The sequence below is a fragment of the Streptomyces sp. NPDC054794 genome, assembly GCF_053611585.1.
In genome coordinates this window covers 326,936-343,111 of sequence record NZ_JBSHAQ010000002.1, presented here as the reverse complement: position 1 = coordinate 343,111, position 16,176 = coordinate 326,936, and the positions used below count along the sequence as shown (strand labels likewise).

General features: G+C 70.0%; 11 protein-coding genes. 5 read left to right on the top strand and 6 right to left on the bottom strand.

What is annotated here, in order from left to right; translation table 11 throughout:
• Window positions 1-10: 10 nt before the first annotated feature.
• Both ACWGKT_RS03655 and ACWGKT_RS03650 read right to left on the bottom strand, forming a co-directional pair.
• Window positions 11-1,186: a winged helix-turn-helix domain-containing protein gene (locus tag ACWGKT_RS03655; RefSeq protein ID WP_453272304.1), complete on the bottom strand. Its 1,176-nt coding sequence runs from the start codon at window positions 1,184-1,186 to the stop codon at window positions 11-13.
• A 121-nt stretch (window positions 1,187-1,307) separates the two neighbouring features.
• On the bottom strand, window positions 1,308-1,892 hold the full coding sequence (locus ACWGKT_RS03650) for a GNAT family N-acetyltransferase (RefSeq protein ID WP_453272303.1): 585 nt from the start codon (window positions 1,890-1,892) through the stop codon (window positions 1,308-1,310).
• 313 nt (window positions 1,893-2,205) lie between these two features.
• Between ACWGKT_RS03650 and secA the strand changes: the two genes are divergently transcribed.
• A complete protein-coding gene (gene secA / locus ACWGKT_RS03645; protein ID WP_356142664.1) occupies window positions 2,206-5,022 on the top strand; it encodes a preprotein translocase subunit SecA in 2,817 nt (938 codons plus the stop codon).
• Between the two features lie 316 nt (window positions 5,023-5,338).
• On the opposite strand, the gene ACWGKT_RS03640 is transcribed toward secA, so the two are convergent.
• A complete protein-coding gene (locus tag ACWGKT_RS03640) occupies window positions 5,339-5,803 on the bottom strand; it encodes an Rv3235 family protein (RefSeq protein ID WP_356142666.1) in 465 nt (154 codons plus the stop codon).
• 332 nt (window positions 5,804-6,135) lie between these two features.
• On the opposite strand from ACWGKT_RS03640, the gene ACWGKT_RS03635 reads away from it, so the two are divergent.
• Entirely contained in the window at window positions 6,136-6,648 is a 513-nt protein-coding gene (locus ACWGKT_RS03635) for a DUF6912 family protein (protein ID WP_453272302.1), read from the top strand.
• 91 nt (window positions 6,649-6,739) lie between these two features.
• Complete coding sequence (locus ACWGKT_RS03630) at window positions 6,740-7,405, top strand: HAD family hydrolase (protein WP_356142669.1); 666 nt, start codon at window positions 6,740-6,742, stop codon at window positions 7,403-7,405.
• 52 nt (window positions 7,406-7,457) lie between these two features.
• Here the strand turns inward: ACWGKT_RS03630 and ACWGKT_RS03625 are convergent, their stop codons facing one another.
• A complete protein-coding gene (locus ACWGKT_RS03625) occupies window positions 7,458-8,024 on the bottom strand; it encodes a DJ-1/PfpI family protein (RefSeq protein WP_356142671.1) in 567 nt (188 codons plus the stop codon).
• A gap of 578 nt (window positions 8,025-8,602) precedes the next feature.
• Between ACWGKT_RS03625 and ACWGKT_RS03620 the strand changes: the two genes are divergently transcribed.
• Both ACWGKT_RS03620 and ACWGKT_RS03615 read left to right on the top strand, forming a co-directional pair.
• Window positions 8,603-13,558 carry an NAD-glutamate dehydrogenase gene (locus ACWGKT_RS03620; protein ID WP_453272301.1) on the top strand — a complete coding sequence of 1,652 codons (4,956 nt, stop codon included), beginning with the start codon at window positions 8,603-8,605 and terminating at the stop codon, window positions 13,556-13,558.
• 168 nt (window positions 13,559-13,726) lie between these two features.
• A complete protein-coding gene (locus ACWGKT_RS03615; RefSeq protein ID WP_453272300.1) occupies window positions 13,727-14,209 on the top strand; it encodes a GtrA family protein in 483 nt (160 codons plus the stop codon).
• 40 nt (window positions 14,210-14,249) lie between these two features.
• Here the strand turns inward: ACWGKT_RS03615 and ACWGKT_RS03610 are convergent, their stop codons facing one another.
• Both ACWGKT_RS03610 and ACWGKT_RS03605 read right to left on the bottom strand, forming a co-directional pair.
• On the bottom strand, window positions 14,250-15,122 hold the full coding sequence (locus tag ACWGKT_RS03610) for an ABC transporter ATP-binding protein (protein WP_453272299.1): 873 nt from the start codon (window positions 15,120-15,122) through the stop codon (window positions 14,250-14,252).
• Window positions 15,115-16,035 carry an ABC transporter permease gene (locus tag ACWGKT_RS03605; RefSeq protein ID WP_356142677.1) on the bottom strand — a complete coding sequence of 307 codons (921 nt, stop codon included), beginning with the start codon at window positions 16,033-16,035 and terminating at the stop codon, window positions 15,115-15,117. The genes ACWGKT_RS03610 and ACWGKT_RS03605 overlap by 8 nt, the downstream gene beginning before the upstream one ends.
• Window positions 16,036-16,176: the final 141 nt, after the last annotated feature.

Sequence of the window (16,176 nt, the reverse complement as noted above, 5' to 3'; positions counted from 1 at the left end):
CGGGGTCGGGTCACGCGAGAGCGCGGGCGAGTTCCCTGGTGAGGGGCTCGCGCAGCTCGGGCGCGTCGACACGTTCCACGCGTACGTCCGTGCAGTCCACCCAGCTCGCCGCCTCGACGAGGGCCTGGGCCACGGCCGGGACCGCCTTCGCGCCGTCCAGGGTGACCTGCTTGGCCACCAGGGTGCGGCCCTCGCGCGCCGGGTCGACGCGGCCGACGAGGTGGCCGCCGGACAGGACGGGCATCGCGAAGTAGCCGTACACCCGCTTCGGCTTGGGGACGTAGGCCTCCAGGCGGTGGGTGAAGCCGAAGATCCGTTCCGTACGGGCGCGTTCCCAGATCAGTGAGTCGAACGGGGACAGCAGCGTCGTGCGGTGACGGCCGCGCGGCGGCGTCTCCAGGGCCGCGGGGTCGGCCCAGGCCGGCTTGCCCCAGCCCTCCACGGTGACCGGGACCAGACCCGAGTCCGCGATCACCGCGTCGACCTGATCGCCCTTGAGCCGGTGGTAGTCGGCGATGTCCGCGCGCGTGCCGACGCCCAGGGACTGGCCCGCCAGGCGGACCAGGCGGCGCAGGCACTCGGCGTCGTCCAGTTCGTCGTGCAACAGCGCGTCCGGGACGGCGCGCTCGGCGAGGTCGTACACCCGCTTCCAGCCGCGGCGCTCCACGCACACCACCTCCCCGTACATCAGCGCGCGCTCGACCGCGACCTTCGTGCCGGACCAGTCCCACCACTCGCTGGTGCGCTTCGCGCCGCCCAACTCCGTCGCGGTGAGCGGGCCTTCGGCGCGCAGCTGCTTGATGACCTGGTCGTAGGCGCCGTCGGGGAGTTCATGGGACCAGTGCGGGCGGTCGCGGTAGGCGCGACGGCGGAACGCGAAGTGGGGCCACTCCTCGACGGGGAGGATGCAGGCGGCATGGGACCAGTACTCGAAGGCGTGCGTGTCGGTCCAGTACGCGTTGTCGACCGTCTTGCGGCCGACCGCGCCGAGGCGGGCGTACGGGATGAGTTCGTGGGAGCGGGCGAGCACCGAGATCGTGTCGAGCTGGACCGCGCCGAGGTGGCGGAGGACGCCGCGGACACCGGCCCGGCGGTCGGGGGCGCCGAGGAAGCCCTGGGCGCGCAGGGCGATGCGGCGGGCGTCGTCTGCCGAGAGGGTGGTGCTCGGACGCGGAAGGGTCGTCATGGGTTCGGAGGGTAGGCGGTCGGACTGACAGTGGGGGATGAGCTGGGGATTTACGGCAGGGTCGATGAACTCCGGCCGGGGCTCGTGGGGCTCGTGGGGCCGGTGGGGGCGCCGGTCGGGGCTAGGGTGCCTTGCGGTCCGGGGCCGGCAGGTAGGGCGCCGCCGACGGCAGGCCCAGGTCGGACGGGAGCAGGGAACCCACCCAGCAGTCGCGGCGGACCCCCTTGTTGTTCGTCGCGGAGCGCAGCGTGCCCTCGATGGTGAAACCCGCGCGTTCCGCGACCGCGCGGGACGCCAGGTTGCCCACCTCGGCACGCCATTCCACGCGGTCGATGGACAGGCCGGTGAAGGCCCAGCGGGCGACGGCGAGGGTGGCCTCGGTGACGTAGCCGTGGCCGCGGTGCTCCTTGGTGGCCCAGAAGCCGATCTCGCCGACGCCGAGGGCGCGCATCGTGATGCCGAGCATGCCCGCAAGCTCCCCCTCGGGAAGGAAGAGGCCGAAGGTGAACATCGAGTCGGCGGCCCAGCCGTCGGGCACCAGCTGCTCGGTGAAGCTCTGGGCGTGCTCGTACAGGTAAGGAGAGGGGAACTGGGAGATCCAGCGCTGCAGATCCGGATCCTGGGCGGCCGCGTGCACGGCATCGGTGTCCTGCGGACCGGGCGCGCGCAGGAGGAGACGGGCGGTGGTGAGCGTGACGGGTTCCATCGGCCCGATTCTGCTCGGGTGGCACAGCGGTCGCCAAGCATGTGCCGAGTACGTCCTCCGATCGATGCGGGACGCGGCACGGCGCCGAGCGTGAGCGCGTGATCACAATTCGCGCAATTCCTCGGAGCGGGGCGGCACTATCCGTGCTTCCCGTCCGTTGTCCCCATTGAAGCGAGTGCCAAAAGAGCGCAGGAAGGCCGTCGGCCAGCCCAGCCCTCCCGGCGTGGCCGGGTCCTCGCATACGATGGCCGTTGCTCAGTACGTCAATGGAAACCGACCGTCCCAGGCCCGACCGGCAAGGAGACCAACCCCCGTGTCCGTCCTCTCGAAGATCATGCGTGCAGGCGAAGGCAAAATCCTGCGCAAGCTGCACCGCATCGCGGACCAGGTCAACTCCATCGAAGAGGACTTCGTCGACCTCTCCGACGCCGAGCTGCGGGCCCTCACCGATGAGTACAAGCAGCGCTACGCCGACGGCGAGTCCCTCGACGACCTGCTCCCCGAGGCGTTCGCCACCGTCCGCGAGGCCGCCAAGCGCGTCCTCGGCCAGCGGCACTACGACGTCCAGATGATGGGCGGCGCCGCCCTCCACCTCGGCTACGTGGCCGAGATGAAGACCGGTGAGGGCAAGACCCTCGTCGGCACCCTGCCCGCGTATCTGAACGCCCTCTCCGGAGACGGCGTCCACCTCATCACGGTCAACGACTACCTGGCCGAGCGCGACTCCGAGATGATGGGCCGCGTCCACAAGTTCCTGGGCCTGAGCGTCGGCTGCATCCTGGCCAACATGACGCCGGCCCAGCGCCGCGAGCAGTACGAGTGCGACATCACGTACGGCACGAACAACGAGTTCGGCTTCGACTACCTCCGCGACAACATGGCCTGGTCCAAGGACGAGCTCGTCCAGCGCGGCCACAACTTCGCCATCGTCGACGAGGTCGACTCCATCCTGGTCGACGAGGCCCGTACGCCGCTGATCATCTCCGGCCCGGCCGACCAGGCCACCAAGTGGTACGGAGACTTCGCCAAGCTGGTCACCCGCCTGAAGAAGGGCGAGGCGGGCAACCCGCTCAAGGGCCTCGAGGAGACCGGCGACTACGACGTCGACGAGAAGAAGCGCACGGTCGCCATCCACGAGAACGGCGTGTCCAAGGTCGAGGACTGGCTGGGCATCGACAACCTCTACGAGTCGGTGAACACCCCGCTGGTGGGCTACCTGAACAACGCCATCAAGGCCAAGGAGCTCTTCAAGAAGGACAAGGACTACGTCGTCATCGACGGCGAAGTCATGATCGTCGACGAGCACACCGGCCGTATCCTCGCCGGCCGCCGCTACAACGAGGGCATGCACCAGGCGATCGAGGCGAAGGAAGGGGTGGACATCAAGGACGAGAACCAGACGCTCGCGACGATCACCCTGCAGAACTTCTTCCGCCTCTACAAGAAGCTCTCCGGTATGACCGGTACGGCGATGACCGAGGCCGCCGAGTTCCACCAGATCTACAAGCTCGGCGTGGTCCCGATCCCGACCAACAAGCCGATGGTCCGCAAGGACCAGTCGGACCTGATCTACCGCACCGAGGTCGCCAAGTTCGAGGCGGTCGTCGACGACATCGCCGAGAAGCACGAGAAGGGCCAGCCGATCCTGGTCGGCACCACCTCGGTCGAGAAGTCCGAGTACCTCTCGCAGCAGCTCAGCAAGCGCGGCATCCAGCACGAGGTGCTCAACGCCAAGCACCACGAGCGCGAGGCGCAGATCGTCGCCCAGGCCGGCCGCAAGGGCGCCGTCACGGTGGCCACCAACATGGCCGGCCGTGGTACGGACATCAAGCTCGGCGGCAACCCCGAGGACCTCGCCGAGGCGGAGCTGCGCCAGCGCGGCCTCGACCCCGAGGAGCACATCGAGGAGTGGGCCCACGCCCTGCCCGCCGCCCTGGAGCGTGCGGAGCTCGCGGTCAAGGCCGAGAAGGACGAGGTCGAGGAGAGCGGCGGCCTCTACGTGCTGGGCACCGAGCGGCACGAGTCGCGCCGGATCGACAACCAGCTGCGCGGTCGTTCCGGCCGTCAGGGCGACCCCGGCGAGTCCCGCTTCTACCTCTCGCTCGGTGACGACCTGATGCGCCTGTTCAAGGCCCAGATGGTCGAGCGCGTGATGTCCATGGCGAACGTGCCGGACGACGTGCCGATCGAGAACAAGATGGTCACGCGCGCGATCGCGTCCGCGCAGTCGCAGGTCGAGCAGCAGAACTTCGAGACCCGTAAGAACGTCCTGAAGTACGACGAGGTCCTCAACCGCCAGCGCGAGGTCATCTACGGCGAGCGCCGCCGCGTCCTGGAGGGCGAGGACCTGCAGGAGCAGGTCGTGCACTTCATGGACGACACGATCGACGCCTACGTCGCCGCGGAGACCGCAGACGGCTTCCCCGAGGACTGGGACCTGGACCGGCTGTGGGGCGCGTTCAAGCAGCTCTACCCGGTGAAGATCACCGTCGACGAGCTGGAGGACGCGGCGGGTGACCGGGCCGGTCTGACCGCCGAGTTCATCTCCGAGTCCATCAAGGACGACATCCACGAGCAGTACGAGAGCCGCGAGGCCCAGCTCGGCTCCGAGATCATGCGTGAGCTGGAGCGCCGGGTCGTGCTGTCGGTCCTGGACCGCAAGTGGCGCGAGCACCTCTACGAGATGGACTACCTCCAAGAGGGCATCGGCCTGCGCGCGATGGCCCAGAAGGACCCGCTGGTCGAGTACCAGCGCGAGGGCTTCGACATGTTCACCGCCATGATGGACGGCATCAAGGAGGAGTCCGTCGGCTACCTGTTCAACCTGGAGGTCCAGGTCGAGCAGCAGGTCGAGGAGGTTCCGGTCGAGGACGCCGCGCCGGTGGCCGAGGGCGTCCAGGACGCGGTGCCGGCTCAGGCGGGCCCCCGTCCCGAGATCCGTGCCAAGGGGCTCGACGCGCCGCAGCGGCGGAGCCTGCACTTCTCCGCGGCCACCGTGGACGGTGAGGGCGGCATCGTCGAGGGCGACTTCACCTATGACGACGACGAGCCCGTGCGCTCCGAGTCCGACGGCCTCACGCGAGCGGAGCGCCGCAAGCAGGCCAAGGGCGGCCGTCGCCGCAAGAAGTGACCGTGTCGGCGCCTGAGGCGCCGTAGCGGAACGAAGGGCCGGGCCACCGAGGTGTGCCTGGCCCTTCGGCGTGCGTGGCGCGGTGTGCGGCCCGTAGACGGACCGCGACGGCAACCCCGAGGGCCCTCGCCGAGACGGGCGGAGCCGGGCCGGAGGCGTCGCGGAGGAGGGCGCGGAGTGGGGGGCGTCGGGACCGGGGCGACGCGGAGGAGGCCGCACCGGCCCTCGTCACCGGCCCCGAGCCCGACCACTCCTCCGCACACCCACCCCGACGAGCACAACGCGCCCTCGCCGTCGGTCCCCACGGGCCGCCGCGTCAGTCCTCGTCCGCTCGTGGCTCACGCGGGCCGCCCAGTTCCACCGCCGTGCAGCGCCAGCGGAGGTCGGGGCCCTGTTCCAGGCGGAACGCCATGGCGCGCAGCTGGTCGCCGGCGCCGATGCGGGCGAAGGCCTCGATGGCGCCCTCGCACGGGACGTAGTAGCCGATGTCGCGGACGACGGGGCGGGTGCCGCGGGTGCGCAGGGGGCCGCGTTCGGCGAGGCGGGCCAGTTCGTCGTAGGCGCGGCCGGCGGTGTGCCGCAGCATCCAGTGGACGGGGCGCTGGCCGCTCAGCACGGCGAGGAGACGGTCGGCGAAGAGGTCGGTGGGGCGGGGTGCGGTGACCGCCCTGCCCGTCGTGGGGGTCCGGGGCGCGGCGCCGCCGGGGCGGCGGGTGTCGCGCCGGCCCGGCGGGCGGGTGCCCGGGCGGCGCTGGGATGTCCTGTTCATGACCTTGTTCATGGGGATCCCCGTTCGGCGGGCCCGGCGGATACCGGGCGGTAACTTGCGGTTGGGGATCTTGTACGGGGGCGCGGACGCCGGCGGCAAGGAAGCTCGGCGCGCGTCGCGGGGCCGGGAAAGTTCACCTATCCGAGTGGCCCGGAGGGTCGGAAAGCCCGAGGAGATGGGGCGGCACCGGGTGAGTCGCGGGGCGTCGGGTGGACGCCTGCGGGGGTGCGGTCGGGGACCCGAAAGGGGACGCCCGGCACGTATCCTGAAGGCCCTCCGGGAGACGCGGCACCGCCCGTCCCGGAGCCCCAGCGGAGCCTTCGACCACGAAAGAGCGGCGAGCCATGCGCGTCTACGTCCCCCTGACCCTCTCCGGTCTCGCCGAGGCGTACAAGACGGGCGAGCTGGGGGCCGGACCCTTCGTCGCCTACGCCGTCACGCCCGCGTTGCGCGAGTGGTACGTCTCCGACGACATCGAGGAACTGGAGTACGCGGCGCTGAGCCGGGCCGGACTGGCCTCGCTGCGGCTCCTCGCGGCCGACCCCGGCGCGGCGCGACGCCGGGTCGTGGTCGCCGTCGACGTGGCCGACGGCGCGGCGACCGCCGACCCGGACCGCGGGCTCGACCCGGTGGCGCTCGGTGAGGTGCGGGTGGCCGGAGCGGTCCGGCTGGCCAAGGCGGCCGCCGTGCACGTCGACGCGCACGACGCGGAGGCGGACGTGTCCGCGGCGGCGCAGGCGCTGGAGGCGGCGGACGGCGGGGACGACGACGCGCAGTTCGTCGTGGACGGGGCCGACGACCACGAGCTGCTCTGGTACGCCACGCAGGAGATCCCCAACCTGGTCGGGCTGGAGTAGTCCTGGGCCGGCACAAGCCGGACGGCCGCGGTGATCCTTTTCGACCCGCTGTCGTCCGTGACTGTCAGTGGCGGCGGGTACGTTGTGGAGCATGGGGATGCACAAAGGCGCACACATCGTCTGGGACTGGAACGGGACGCTGTTCCACGACAACGACGCGATCATCGGCGCGACGAACGCGGCGTCGGCCGAGTTGGGTCTTGAACCGATCACCCTGGACCAGTACCGGGCTCTGTACTGCGTGCCGGTGCCGAAGTTCTACGAGCGGCTGATGGGGCGGCTGCCCACGCAGTCCGAGTGGGAGATCATGGACGAGATCTTCCACCGGTACTACGCGGAACACCGGGTCCGGTGCTCGCTCACCGACGGCGCGGCCGAGCTGCTGCGGGGCTGGCTCTCGGCGGGGCACAGCCAGTCACTGCTCAGCATGTACGTGCACGACGAACTCGTGCCGCTGGTGCGGGGGTTCGGGATCGAGACGCACTTCATACGGGTCGAGGGACGGGTCGGACCGTCCGGGGGCAGCAAGGCCGAGCACATGGTGCGCCACCTGCGGGAGCTGACCGGTGTGGAGCCCGCGCGCACGGTGGTGATCGGCGACGCCGCCGACGACGCGGTGGCGGCACAGTACGTGGGGGCGCGGGCCGTGCTGTACACCGGGGGCTCGCACAGCCGGGCCAGCCTGGAGGCCACCGGCGTGCCGGTGGTGGACACGCTGGCGGAGGCCGTGGCGGAGGCGGAGCGCCTGGCGGCCTGAGGGGGCCGCCAGGCTGCCCGGCCCGAGGGAGCCGTCCGCCTGCCGGCGGGGATCAGGTCACCGGCGCCTTCGCGCGCAGGACGGTCAGGAACTCGCGCATCCAGCCGGGGTGGTCCGGCCAGGCCCGCGAGGAGACGAGGGTGCCGTCCACGACCGCCTCGGCGTCCTGGAAGGTGGCGCCTGCGGCCTGCATGTCGAGTTCGAGGGCGGGGTAGGCGGTCACCCGGCGGCCGCGCAGGCTGTCGGTCGCGGCCGTCAGCAGGGGGCCGTGGCAGATCTGGGCGACCGGCTTGTCGGTGTCGAAGAACGCCTTGAGGATCTTGCGGAGTTCGGGGTCGTTGCGCAGATACTCGGGGGCGCGGCCCCCGGGGATCACGACGGCGACGTACTGTCCGGGGTCCACCTCGGAGAAGGCGAGGTCGGCGGGCCAGGTGTAACCGGGCTTCTCGGTGTACGTGTCGAAGCCGGGTTCGAAGTCGTGGACGACGAACTGGAGCTTCTTGCGGGCGGGGGCGGCGATGTGGACCTCGTACCCCTCCTCGCGAAGGCGCTGGTAGGGGTAGAGGACCTCCAGCGACTCGGCTGCGTCGCCGGTGACGATGAGGATCTTGGCGGTCATCTCGTGCGGCTCCTCTCGGGAGGACATGACCTGTCTGGGCAAACGTGCCTCCGATCAGGTCCGGTTGCCAAGAGGACCCGCCGGTTTACGGTGCACGCCGGGGCGGCGGGCGGTCGCGTCCCCGGATACGCCCTCCGCGCCCGCACCGCCCCTGTGCAGAACGTCAAACTTCCACCCCCGGTTTTGTACACATACGGCTCATGACGGGCCCCGGGTGGAGAGCGATAGCCTTGGTGGCGTGATCAGCGCGATATGTCGCGGGGGCAACGTCGCCCCTGCCCTGCGCCCGGTGAGCACGGACCACATCCGTGACCGGGCGGCGGTCGCTGGTCTTCGCGGGCGGGACGGGGGCGTATGGGCCCCCGAGGCGCCGCGCATCCCCCGGGTACCGGCGTCGCGGAGAGCAGCGTCACACCCGTCGGGCGCGTCGAGAATGGCTGAATACCCCCCGCTCATCTCGCCTTGCGGCATAGCGTCGGAACGGACCGGACACCCCGGGCCGTGGCGTTACGTCGAAGGGGAAGAGACCGTACTTCTTTCTACGTCACGCAACGGCGCGCGACAGGAGCCAGAGGACAATGCAGACCAAGCTGGACGAAGCAAAGGCCGAGCTGCTGGAGAGGGCCGCTCGGGTAGCTGAGAACAGCCCGGTCGGGGGGCACCTACCGACTGGGACGACGGGCGAGGGCACTCCGGGCACCCCGGACCAGGAATCCGTGCTCGCGTTCCTCCAGCGCTACTACCTGCACACCGCCCCGGAGGACCTCGGCGACCGCGACCCGGTCGACGTCTTCGGAGCCGCCGTGTCGCACTACCGGCTGGCCGAGACCCGGCCGCAGGGCACGGCCAACGTGCGGGTGCACACCCCGACCGTCGAGGAGAACGGGTGGACCTGCAGCCACACCGTCGTCGAGGTCGTCACCGACGACATGCCGTTCCTGGTCGACTCCGTCACCAATGAGCTGACCCGCCAGGGCCGCGGCATCCACGTGGTCATCCACCCGCAGTTCGTCGTCCGGCGCGACCTCACCGGCAAGCTCATCGAGGTCCTGCCCACGCCGCCCAACGCCGCCGACCTCCCGCACGACGCGCACATCGAGTCCTGGATCCACGTCGAGATCGACCGTGAGACCGACCGCGCGGACCTGAAGCAGATCACCGCCGACCTGCTGCGCGTCCTGTCCGACGTCCGCGAGGCCGTCGAGGACTGGGAGAAGATGCGGGACACGGCCCTGCGCATGGCCGAGGATCTCGCGGCCGAGCCCCGCCCCGCAGACCTCGCCGGCCCCGAGGTCGAGGAAGCCCGCGAGCTGCTGCGCTGGCTGTCCGCCGACCACTTCACCTTCCTCGGCTACCGCGAGTACCAGCTGCGCGAGGACGACTCCCTCGCCGCCGTCCCCGGCACCGGGCTCGGCATACTGCGCTCGGACCCGCACCACGCCACCGACGAGAGCCACCCGGTCAGCCCCTCCTTCGAGCGGCTCCCGGCCGACGCCCGCGCCAAGGCCCGCGAGCACAAGCTGCTCGTGCTGACCAAGGCCAACAGCCGCGCCACCGTGCACCGCCCGTCGTACCTCGACTACGTGGGCGTGAAGAAGTTCGACGAGCAGGGCAACGTCGTCGGCGAGCGCCGCTTCCTCGGCCTGTTCTCCTCCGCCGCCTACACCGAGTCCGTGCGCCGCGTGCCCGTCATCCGGCGCAAGGTGGACGAGGTGCTCAAGGGCGCCGGGTTCTCGCCCAACAGCCACGACGGGCGCGACCTGCTGCAGATCCTGGAGACCTACCCGCGCGACGAGCTCTTCCAGACGCCCCCCGACGAGCTGCGCTCGATCGCCACCTCCGTCCTGTACCTGCAGGAGCGGCGCCGACTGCGCCTCTACCTGCGCCAGGACGAGTACGGCCGCTACTACTCCGCGCTGGTCTACCTGCCCCGCGACCGCTACACCACCGGCGTCCGGTTGCGGATCATCGACATCCTGAAGGAGGAGCTCGGCGGCATCAGCGTCGACTTCACCGCCTGGAACACCGAGTCGATCCTCTCCCGGCTGCACTTCGTCATCCGCGTCCCGCAGGGCACCGAGCTGCCCGAGCTGTCCGACTCCGACAAGGAGCGCATCGAGGCACGGCTCGTCGAGGCGGCCCGCTCCTGGGCCGACGGGTTCGCCGAGGCGCTCAACGCCGAGCTGGGCGAGGAGCGCGCCGCCGAACTGCTGCGCCGCTACACCAACGCCTTCCCCGAGGGCTACAAGGCCGACCACACCCCGCGTGCCGCGGTCGCCGACCTGGTGCACCTGGAGCGGCTCAGCGAGGAGGAGGGCCACGACTTCGCCCTCAGCCTGTACGAGCCGGTGGGCGCCGCCCCCGACGAGCGCCGCTTCAAGATCTACCGCAAGGGCGCCTCGATCTCCCTGTCCGCCGTGCTGCCGGTCCTCAACCGGCTCGGCGTCGAGGTGATCGACGAGCGGCCGTACGAGCTGCGCTGCGCGGACCGGACGACCGCCTGGATCTACGATTTCGGCATGCGCATCCCGCGCTCCCTGGGCGGCGGCAACGGCGACCACATCCTGGCCGACGACGCCCGCGAGCGCTTCCAGGACGCCTTCGCCGCGACCTGGACCGGCAAGGCCGAGAACGACGGCTTCAACGCCCTCGTGCTGGGCGCCGGGCTGAACTGGCGGCAGGCCATGGTGCTGCGCGCGTACGCCAAGTACCTGCGGCAGGCCGGCTCCACCTTCAGCCAGGACTACATGGAGGACACCCTCCGCACGAACGTCCACACCACGCGGCTGCTGGTCTCCCTCTTCGAGGCGCGGCAGTCCCCGGAGCGCCAGCGCGCCGGGCTGGAGATCGTCGACGCCCTCCTCGAAGAGCTCGACGCCGCCCTCGACCAGGTGGCGAGCCTGGACGAGGACCGCATCCTGCGCTCCTTCCTCACCGTCATCAAGGCGACGCTGCGCACGAACTTCTTCCAGGAGACGCTCGGCGGCCGGCCCCACGAGTACGTCTCGATGAAGTTCGACCCGCAGGCGATCCCCGACCTGCCGGCGCCCCGCCCGGCGTACGAGATCTGGGTGTACTCGCCGCGTGTCGAGGGCGTGCACCTGCGCTTCGGCAAGGTCGCGCGCGGCGGTCTGCGCTGGTCCGACCGGCGTGAGGACTTCCGCACCGAGATCCTCGGCCTGGTCAAGGCGCAGATGGTGAAGAACACCGTCATCGTGCCGGTCGGCGCCAAGGGCGGCTTCGTTGCCAAGCAGCTGCCGGACCCGAGCGTGGACCGGGACGCGTGGCTGGCCGAGGGCATCGCCAGCTACAAGACGTTCATCTCGGCGCTGCTCGACATCACCGACAACATGGTGGCCGGCGAGGTCGTGCCGCCGCAGGACGTCGTGCGCCACGACGAGGACGACACCTACCTGGTGGTCGCGGCCGACAAGGGCACGGCGACGTTCTCGGACATCGCCAACGACGTCGCGATGTCGTACAACTTCTGGCTCGGCGACGCCTTCGCCTCCGGCGGCTCCGCGGGCTACGACCACAAGGGCATGGGCATCACCGCCCGCGGCGCCTGGGAGTCTGTGAAGCGGCACTTCCGCGAGCTCGACGTCGACACGCAGACCGAGGACTTCACCGTCGTCGGCATCGGCGACATGTCCGGTGACGTGTTCGGCAACGGCATGCTGCTCTCCGAGCACATCCGCCTGGTCGCCGCCTTCGACCACCGGCACATCTTCATCGACCCGAACCCGGACGCGGCCACCTCCTACGCCGAGCGCCGCCGCCTGTTCGAACTGCCCCGCTCCAGCTGGGCCGACTACAACACCGAGCTCCTCTCGGCGGGCGGCGGGATCTTCCCCCGCAGCGCCAAGGCGATCCCGGTCAACTCGCACATCCGCGAGGCCCTCGGCATCGAGTCGGGCGTCACCAAGGTGACCCCGGCCGACCTGATGAAGGCGATCCTCAAGGCGCCGGTGGACCTGCTGTGGAACGGCGGCATCGGTACGTACGTGAAGTCGTCGGCCGAGTCCAACGCCGACGTCGGCGACAAGGCCAACGACGCCATCCGCGTCGACGGCGGCGACCTGCGCGTCAAGGTCGTCGGCGAGGGCGGCAACCTGGGTCTGACCCAGCTCGGCCGCATCGAGTTCGCGCTGCACGGCGGCCGGATCAACAGCGACGCGATCGACAACAGCGCCGGCGTGGACACCTCCGACCACGAGGTGAACATCAAGATCCTGCTGAACGGCCTGGTCACGGACGGCGACATGACCGTCAAGCAGCGCAACAAGCTGCTCGCCGAGATGACCGACGAGGTCGGCGCCCTGGTGCTGCGCAACAACTACGCGCAGAACACCGCGCTCGCCAACGCGCTGGCCCAGTCCAAGGACATGCTCCACGCCCAGCAGCGGTTCATCCGTCACCTGGTCCGTGAGGGTCACCTCGACCGGGCCTTGGAGTTCCTGCCCGCGGACCGCCAGATCCGCGAGCGGCTCAACCAGGGTCAGGGTCTGACCAGCCCGGAGACCGCCGTCCTGCTGGCGTACACGAAGATCACGGTCGCCGACGAGCTGCTGCAGACCTCGCTGCCGGACGACCCGTACCTGCGCAGCCTGCTGGACACCTACTTCCCGACGGCGCTGCGCGAACGGTTCCCCGAGGGCATCGACAACCACCCGCTGCGCCGCGAGATCACCACGACCGTCCTGGTCAACGACACGGTCAACACGGGCGGTACGACCTACCTGCACCGTCTGCGCGAGGAGACCGGCGCCTCGCTGGAGGAGATCGTGCGGGCGCAGACCGCGGCCCGGGCGATCTTCCGCTCGGCCCCGGTGTGGGACGCCGTCGAGGAGCTGGACAACAAGGTCGAGGCCGCCGTCCAGACCCGGATCCGGCTGCACTCGCGTCGGCTGGTCGAGCGCGGCACGCGCTGGCTGCTCAACAACCGGCCGCAGCCGCTGCAGCTCGCCGAGACCGTCGACTTCTTCTCGGAGCGGGTCGAGCAGGTCTGGCAGCAGCTGCCGAAGCTGCTGCGCGGCGCGGACCTGGAGTGGTACGAGCACGTGTACGACGAGCTGTCCGGCGCGGGCGTGCCGGACGAGCTGGCGACGCGTGTGGCCGGGTTCTCCTCGGCCTTCCCGGCGCTGGACATCGTCTCGGTGGCCGACCGCATGGGCAAGGAGCCGCTGGACGTCGCCGAGGTCTACTACGACCTCGCCGACCGCCTCAGCTTCACCCAGCTCATGGACCGCATCATCGAGCTGCCCCGCTCCGACCGCTGGCAGTCCATGGCCCGCGCGGCCATCCGTGAGGACCTGTACGCGGCGCACGCGGCCGTCACCGCGGACGTGCTCGCCGTCGGCAACGGCACCTCGACTCCCGATCAGCGCTTCGCGGCCTGGGAGCAGAAGAACGCGCCGATCCTGAGCCGGGCCCGCGCCACCCTGGAGGAGATCCGCAACTCGGACTCCTTCGACCTCGCCAACCTGTCGGTGGCGATGCGCACGATGCGGACGCTGCTGCGGACGCACGTGTAAGCGGTACACAGACGGGGGCGCCCCGGGCCGTGAACGGTCCGGGGCGCCCCCGCTTTCTTTGCGCGTTTCTGTACGCGGTCGAACTCTGTTCTTGCCGTCGCTTAGGGAAAATCCGACGGCGAATTTACCGTTTCCTGCTAATCCGGATGTTTCGGATAGGGTCGCCGCGTGACAGCGAACGTATCCGAGACCCGCCCTGTGGTGACCGCCGGTGCCACCGCCGCACCGACCAGGCCGGTGACGCGCGTCGTCCTCGAAGTCGTGAAATTCGGGGTCGTCGGCGGAAGCGGAGTCCTCGTCAATTTCCTGGTGTTCAACGTGCTGCTGCACGGCCTGGCCTGGTCGGCCATGGTCGCCACGGTGCTGGCCAGCTGTATTGCCATGGCCACGAATTACCTGGGCTTCCGCTATTTCGCCTATCGGGACCGGGCCTCGCGCACCCGACGCCAGATCGTACTGTTTTTCGTTTTCAGCGGTCTGGGCGTGGTCATGGAAAGCGGACTGTTCTACGTCGGATATCACGTCCTCGGTATGAACAGTCCGCTCGAATCGAATGCCGTGAAGGCGCTGTCGATCGTCCTCGCCTCGGCGTTCCGTTTCCTCGTCTACCGCACCTGGGTCTTCCAGCGGGACGCGCACCGCACCGCGTAGGCGGAGCGCGTCCCGGTCCGGGGTTCAGGGGAGTCGGGGCTCAGGAGGAAACGGCGGCCTTCGGCTGCTCGGCCGTCCGGGCCGGCGCCGGGGGCTTGGCCGCGGGCTTCGGCTTCTTGTCGCCGGTGAACGCCTCGTACTCCTTGAGGACGTCCTCCGTCGGCCCGTCCATGCGCAGCTCGCCGCGCTCCAGCCACAGCACCCGGTCGCAGGTGTCGCGGATCGACTTGTTGTTGTGGCTGACCAGGAACACGGTGCCCGCGTGCTTGCGCAGCTCGCGGATGCGCTCCTCGGACCGCTTCTGGAAGGAGCGGTCGCCGGTCGCCAGCGCCTCGTCGATCAGCAGGACGTCGTGGTCCTTGGCGGCGGCGATGGAGAAGCGCAGCCGGGCGCCCATGCCGGAGGAGTACGTGCGCATGGGGAGGGTGATGAAGTCGCCCTTCTCGTTGATGCCGGAGAAGTCGACGATGTCCTCGTAGCGCTCCTTGATCTCCTCCCGGGACATGCCCATGGCCAGGCCGCCCAGGTAGACGTTGCGCTCGCCGGTGAGGTCGCCCATCAGGGCCGCGTTGACGCCGAGGAGGGAGGGCTGGCCGTCGGTGTAGATGTGGCCGTTCTCCACCGGGAGCAGGCCGGCGACCGCCTTCAGCAGCGTCGACTTGCCGGAGCCGTTGGTGCCGATGAGCCCGATCGCCTCGCCCTTGTAGGCGACGAAGGAGACCTTCTTGACCGCGTGCACCTTGCGCACGCCCGCTGCCTTCTCGGCCTTCTTGCCGCGCAGGATGCGGTTGAGGGCGGCGGTCGCGGTGCCGCGTCCGGCGCCGGTGCCGTTGACCCGGTAGACGATGTCGACGCCGTCGGCGATGACGGTGGGGATCCCGGCGGGGGACTGGTCGTTCAGGTTCTCAGCCACGGCCGTACGTCTCCTCAGCCTTCCAGAAGTAGATGAAGCCGCCGACACCGGCGATCAGCGCCCAGCCGGCCGCCGCCGCCCACACGTGCGGGGGGAGCTGGCTCGCGTGGAAGCTGTCGATCAGCGCGTACCGCATGAGGTCGATGTAGACGGCGGCCGGGTTGGTCTCCAGCGCGATCGTCACCAGGTGCGGCAGGTGGTCCTTCTTGGTCAGCTTGTCGATGCTCCACATGACGCCGGACACGTACATCCAGGTGCGCAGCACGAACGGCATCAGCTGGGCGATGTCCGGGGTCTTGGCGCCCAGCCGGGCCATGACCATCGAGACGCCGGCGTTGAACGTGAACTGCAGCACCAGGACCGGGACCGCCAGCAGCCAGGACGGGGCGAGCGGGACACCGAAGCAGAGCAGGATGACGACCAGGGCGGCCATCGAGAACAGCAGCTGCTGGAGCTGCTGGATCGCGAACGAGATCGGCAGCGCGGCCCGCGGGAAGTGCAGCGCCCGGACGAGGCCGAGGTTGCCGGAGATCGCCCGGGTGCCGGCCATGATGGAGCTCTGCGTGAAGGTCCAGATGAACACGCCCGTGACCAGAAACGGGATGTAGTCCGGCACGTGCTGCTTGGTGCCCAGCAGGACGCCGAAGATGAAGTAGTAGACCGCCGCGTTCAGCAGCGGGGTCATGACCTGCCAGACCTGGCCGAGCTTTGCCTGGCTGTACTGCGCGGTCAGCTTGGCGGTGGCGAAGGCGGTGATGAAGTGCCGGCGCGCCCACAGCTGGCCGATGTACTCGCCCAGGGTGGGGCGCGCACCGCTGACCGAGAGACCGTGGCGCGCGGCGAGCGCCGCGAGGTCGTCGTCGGCCGGGGCGGTGGCCGGTGTCGGGGGCGGTGTGTGGAGGACCTGGCTCACATCCGCTGCTTTCGCTCGGGGGGAGGGGTTCGTGCGTCCGGCGGCTGTCGGGTCCGACGCCCGGCGTTTCCTTACGCTTCTCTTCACGTTTTCTTACGTCGGGACGAGACCGTATCGTCGCAACGGGAGCGTAGAGCTATC